Genomic DNA, 3,356 nt, shown 5'->3' with positions numbered 1-3,356 from the left:
CATTTCGCATTTACCTAGTTTTAGGCTTAAAATCAGCTTAAATATTTTAATTTTATGGGTTTTTGTGAATTTTTGCTTGGCATTTTCTAAAATTTATTTTTGTTTAAGATTTAAAAGCCCTAATTATAGGCTTTTTAGACTTTAAAAATTTCTTAAAATCAGAAAATGATAAGCAAATTAAAAATTTTTATGATGAAATAGGCGTTTTAGTAGTGAAATTTAATTTTTGCTTGGCATTTTCTAAAAAATTTATTGTATTAAAATTATTTGCTGATAATTAGGCATTAATCAAGGATATTTATAATGATTTTTTTATTTTAGTTCTTTTACAAAGTATGGGAAAATTAAGGGTTAGAGAATATTGCCCCGATTTAGGGGATTGAAACATTTGCTGTTATCACCTGTATATTTTTCTCAGTTATGTTAGAGAATATTGCCCCGATTTAGGGGATTGAAACAAATTGACTTAAAACTTTTAATGTATTAGCTTTAGTTAGAGAACATTGCCCCGATTTAGGGGATTGAAACTATTAAGCATATTTCTATACCTAACCTTACTTTTGTTAGAGAACATTGCCCCGATTTAGGGGATTGAAACCTATTATTTAAATTTATATGCTCTTTACTATACTTTGTTAGAGAACATTGCCCCGATTTAGGGGATTGAAACTTAATTATTTTTACTTCTTTATTACCTAAATCATATAAGTTAGAGAACATTGCCCCGATTTAGGGGATTGAAACTTAATTTCTAGCATTTGTAAAGCTAACTTAACTTGGTTAGAGAATATTGCCCCGCTTTAGGGGATTGAAAAAATCCAGCCTTTGCATTAACATGGTTGATATTTGTAAAAGTCAAATGGCATATAAAATTTCAAAAGTGGTATAAAAATAAAAAATCACATATAAAGAAACGGAAGTTTAAAATAAGAAAGGTGATAAAATTATGTAATTATAAGTGAAATATTTTGATTATAGTGATAATGATTTTTTAATGTATTTTCATTATAAAAAAAGTATTTTTGTAATACATATTCTTAACAATGTTTATGTATTACAACATATTCTTATCAAATAAATTTAGATTTTAATATTAAATATATTATTTTTTGATTTTCTTTACTTCTCCTTTTGATTAAATTTTGGCTTTTAGATTTATTTTAATAACTCATCAAAATCATCAAAAGTATTATCTAAGCGATTTGAATTACCTGAATTATTTGAGCTTATTATTGCCAATGCTATCGTTGTTATTGTGCCTGCTATAATTTTTAAAGCCAATTCGCTAATTTTTATTTCCATTTTTTCTCCTTTTAATCTCGTTGTATTTATTAAACAATGAAATAATATAATTTTAAAGTCCTATTATTATTGACTAAAAAAATAAGGAATAAAAATGATAAGAACAAAAACCAAAAGAAAACCAGCAAACTTAGATAACTTCACTCTATATTTAAATATTATAAAAATAATTTATGAAAAAGGTGAAAAAGGTGCTACTAGAGAAGATATAACTAAGTATTTAAAAGTAAAACTAAATTATAATATTTCAAAACAAAGCATTTCAAAAATCATTGAAAACATTAAAATATCAAATTATCTTAGTCAATATATTAAAATGTATGAAGAAAAACGCCCATTTAAATACATAATAAATTCTGATTATTTAAATGATGATTTTTTGAGATTTTTTACAGATAAAAAATATAATTATGATGAATTTTTAGCATTTAATACATTAAAAACATTGAATTCTAACAATATAACAGAACTTACAAAAGATTTAAAAAATAACTTTATGTGTCTAGATAATCCTTTAGTAGATACAAAAATGAGTGAATTAGAATTAAAATATACTAAAAAAATTTTCAAATTAATGAATAAAAAATTAAAAGCTACTATTACAATGAAAAGCAATGAAGTTTATAAAGTAATTTTTCTAAAAATAATTTATAGTGATAAAAATTGGTATGCTTTAGTAAAACAAGAAAATGAAAGCATTGAGCTTAAGAGATTAGCATTTATTGAAGATATCACTGAAATTATTGGCTCTAACTATAAAGACATAGAAATTCCAGATAAATTAGATATAAAACTAAAAGAATTAAATAATGCTTTAAGTAATTATAATAATTTAAATAATGTAAATACGGCTACATTAGAAATTAGCGACAATATAAAACAATATTTTCAAAAAGATATGAAAAAATTTTTTAAACATCAAATAATAATTCAAGAAAATCCACTAATAATAGATATACAATATACAAGTGAGCTTGAAATATTAAGATTTGTTAAAAGTTGGTTGCCTGATATAAAAATATTAGAACCAAAAACATTGCAAGAAAGCTTTAAGCAATCATTAAAACAAGCATTGAATACCTATCAATAGTGTAGATAAATTAAAGCTTGTGATGATTTATAAGAATTTAAATTTGCTTAAAATATAGTCTATTATTGTTTTACTTTTAGCTTTGATTTTACTCAAATCTTCAACCAAGAAAAACTTAGAAAATATAAATATATTCAAATAACGCTCAATAATAGAAAAAATAGCGATAGATATTAAAAAAATCGCAAATAATATAAAGATAAAAAATACAAAATTTTCATTAGCTAAATTCTTATTTGAAGTGGCAAAAATTATTGTAATAATAGCACTAATAAAACCAAAAATAACACTCAGAGCATTGCTAAAAGAAAAGCCATTAATTTTGCTTTTTAAAATATAAAAAGCATTACAATTAGGACATTTTAGACTAATAAATCCTAAATCTTTTTTATAAGTTAATTTTGAGATTTTACAAGAACAAATATCACACTTTTTATAAAATATATTTATATTTTTACTAAGATTAATCATAAAATCTTTTAATTTGCTTAACCTAGATTTTTTAATTTCAATTGTTTCACTATTATCAAATAAAACAAATTTTGAAAATATAAACAATTCTAAATAATCATGAATGAATGAAAAAATACTTGCAATAATCAAAAAAGTTAAAAACCATATTGCTACTTGAATAATTCTGCTATTAATAAATTTATCCAATAAAGCAATAGGCACAATAGAAAGCAATGCACAAACCCAACGAGAAATATCCACTAAAGCAGCATCTATCATAACAAAAGACATTTTGTCTTTTGATCTATACAAGGCATTACAATTAGGACATTTTAGACTAATAAATCCTAAATCTTTTTTATAAGTTAATTTTGAGATTTTACAAGAACAAATATCACACTTTTTATTGATAATTTCCACTTTAATTTCCTTGTAACAAAATGTTTTATTTTATATCAGATAATACTTGTGATTTTATCACTAATTTAAATTCTTTTAGTTATATTTAGCT

At 22.5% G+C, this 3,356-nt stretch carries 3 protein-coding genes; 1 reads left to right on the top strand and 2 read right to left on the bottom strand.

Annotation, left to right across the window (positions count from 1 at the left end; genetic code table 11):
- Positions 1 to 1,155 precede the first annotated feature (1,155 nt).
- Positions 1,156 to 1,302 (bottom strand): hypothetical protein, encoded by a 147-nt coding sequence (locus KJQ99_RS08995; protein WP_214150606.1) that lies wholly within the window; start codon positions 1,300 to 1,302, stop codon positions 1,156 to 1,158.
- 94 nt (positions 1,303 to 1,396) lie between these two features.
- Here KJQ99_RS08995 and KJQ99_RS08990 point away from each other — a divergent pair, with 94 nt between their 5' ends.
- Positions 1,397 to 2,392, top strand: a complete 996-nt coding sequence (locus KJQ99_RS08990; RefSeq protein WP_214150605.1) for a WYL domain-containing protein — start codon at positions 1,397 to 1,399, stop codon at positions 2,390 to 2,392.
- Positions 2,393 to 2,419: 27 nt separating this feature from the next.
- Here the strand turns inward: KJQ99_RS08990 and KJQ99_RS08985 are convergent, their stop codons facing one another.
- Positions 2,420 to 3,265 carry a hypothetical protein gene (locus tag KJQ99_RS08985; protein WP_214150604.1) on the bottom strand — a complete coding sequence of 282 codons (846 nt, stop codon included), beginning with the start codon at positions 3,263 to 3,265 and terminating at the stop codon, positions 2,420 to 2,422.
- Positions 3,266 to 3,356: the final 91 nt, after the last annotated feature.

Origin of the sequence: Campylobacter sp. 2018MI13 (assembly GCF_018501135.1) — a bacterium.
Classification (GTDB): Bacteria; Campylobacterota; Campylobacteria; order Campylobacterales; family Campylobacteraceae; genus Campylobacter_E.
The sequence above is the reverse complement of the archived record's forward strand: the minus strand, read 5'-3'. Positions and strand labels throughout refer to the sequence as shown.

Bases quoted from the DNA above. Each gene is read 5' to 3' on its own strand.
- KJQ99_RS08995 (WP_214150606.1), bottom strand. From the start codon at position 1,302: ATGGAAATAAAAATTAGCGAATTGGCTTTAAAAATTATAGCAGGCACA.
- KJQ99_RS08990 (WP_214150605.1), top strand. From the start codon at position 1,397: ATGATAAGAACAAAAACCAAAAGAAAACCAGCAAACTTAGATAACTTC.